This is a genomic window from uncultured Aquincola sp., from assembly GCF_964001545.1.
In the GTDB taxonomy this organism is placed as follows: domain Bacteria; phylum Pseudomonadota; class Gammaproteobacteria; order Burkholderiales; family Burkholderiaceae_C; genus Aquincola.
In genome coordinates this window covers 1-1,740 of record NZ_CAXFDV010000148.1, presented here as the reverse complement: position 1 = coordinate 1,740, position 1,740 = coordinate 1, and the positions used below count along the sequence as shown (strand labels likewise).

Here is a 1,740-nt window from a genome sequence, read left to right as displayed (position 1 = left end):
TTGGTGGCGCCCAGGTCGTCGATGGCCTGGCGGGTGACCACGCGCACCGACTGCGGCAGCTCGCGCAGCGGCAGCTCGGTCTTGGCGCCGGCGGCTTCGGCCGCGTGGTAGGCGCCGGATTGGGTGCGGCCCACCACTTCCACCGCCTGGGCGGGTTCGGTGGGGGTCTGGGCGTGGCCGGCAACGGCCGGCAGCGTGCAGGCCAGCGCGGCTTGCAGACGAAAAAGACGGAGCGGTTGTTTCATGCAGAGGCCCGTCGAGGTTGGTAGCCGCGTGAAGCCAGGTGCCAGGGCGCCAGGCTGGCGGCGCTGACGCGTTGCCCGCCTGCCAGCTGGCCCGACAGGCGGGCCACCCGCGCCCAGGACAGCTCGTCGAGCGACTCGCGCCATTGCTGCAGCGCGGCCATCACCTGCGGCTGCAGCCACACGTCCCAGCAGTGGTCGCCCGGGTGCTGCGCGCGCAAGGCTTCATGGATCACATCGCCGAAGCGGCGCAGCCGCATCTGTGCACGTTCGGCCGGCGCGGCCTGCGCGAACACGCGCACCAGCAGGTTGCGGCCCGACGGCCGGCGCGCCTCCAGCGTGAAGAGGCGCTGGATCTGCTGCATGGCCAGCCGCACCGAGCGGCAAGGCAACGGCGCCACCAGCGGCAGCAGCGGCGCCAGGTGCTGGCGGGTGGCAAAGGCAGGCCCCTGCATCAACACCGCCAGGCGCAGCCATTCCTGGGGCGTCAGCTCGCCCGCCGGGGCCTGCCCGCGGGCAGCGGCCCACACGGCCTCAAAGCTCAGGCAGCCCTTGGCCCGGTTGGCGCGCACGCTCATCACGGCCAGGTTGCTGGCGGCATAGGCGGCGTCGTTGTTCAGGCGGTCGACCGACGCATCGGTGTCGGCCCGCAGGCCATGGGTCAGCGGCTGGCGCGTGACGGGGCAATGGTCGAGGTCGAGCTCGCGCAGCAGGTCGGGCGTGACATCGGGCGCCACCACGCGCTGGCGGTTGAATGCGCTCAGCCGCAGCTGCAGCCATTTGCGCTGGAAGCGGTCGCCGGCCTGGCGGGGCGAGCGGCCGGCCGCCGCCGCCAGGAAGCCCTCGCGCACAGGCGCGGGCCAGTCGGGCTGCAGCGGCAGGCGGCTGCAGCGATGCAAGTCGTGGCCGAGCTGGCGCCCGACCTCGACGCTGTCGAAAGCGTCGGTGTCCATGAAAACTCCTCGTCGACGGCCGTGCGCCGGCGGCGCTTGCCGCGGCAACGGCCCGGTCCAGACGCCGGTGCGGGTCACGATGGACCGGCACCGGCCAGGCGGTGGACAGGGGCAGCAAGGGCTGCCGGTCAGGCGCGAGGAGGTTGTTCGAGCGGGAGGACGGCCGCGTCGGTCCAGCGGTCAGAGGCAGGCCGCTGCCAGCGGGCCGGCCGTGCCGTGGCCGCCGGCAAGGCCCATGGCGCGGCCAGGCCCAGGGGCAGCGTGGCGCTGCCCGCAGCTGCGGAAGAAACGCCGTCGGCACCGACGCCGGCGTCGGTGCCATCGAGGGCGATCACGGTGGCATCGTGCGGGTCGTGGTGATGGCGCTGGAAGGTGGCATGCGCATGGGCATGGGCCAGCGAAGCCTCGTCGGCCGACGCGAAGGCGGCATCGCCCGCCACCGACGGGTGCGGATGCGGGTGCGGATGGGCATGCGGGTGCGTAGTGCCGTGCAGGCCGTCATGTCCGGGCGGCAGCCAGCGCGCATGCAGTTCGGCCCGCCAGGC

1 protein-coding gene and 2 pseudogenes are annotated in these 1,740 nt (G+C 73.7%); all 3 read right to left on the bottom strand.

All coding sequences use genetic code 11. The features are described 5' to 3' along the window. Positions 1-245: pseudogene (locus tag ABNT58_RS05040) on the bottom strand (TonB-dependent siderophore receptor); the annotation flags it as partial. Then, a complete protein-coding gene (locus tag ABNT58_RS05035; protein ID WP_348752413.1) occupies positions 242-1,195 on the bottom strand; it encodes a hypothetical protein in 954 nt (317 codons plus the stop codon). The pseudogene ABNT58_RS05040 and the gene ABNT58_RS05035, both read right to left, overlap by 4 nt. A gap of 128 nt (positions 1,196-1,323) precedes the next feature. Continuing rightward, positions 1,324-1,740 (bottom strand): annotated as a pseudogene (locus ABNT58_RS05030) (hypothetical protein); the annotation flags it as partial.

Bases quoted from the DNA above. Each gene is read 5' to 3' on its own strand.
- ABNT58_RS05035 (WP_348752413.1), bottom strand. From the start codon at position 1,195: ATGGACACCGACGCTTTCGACAGCGTCGAGGTCGGGCGCCAGCTCGGC.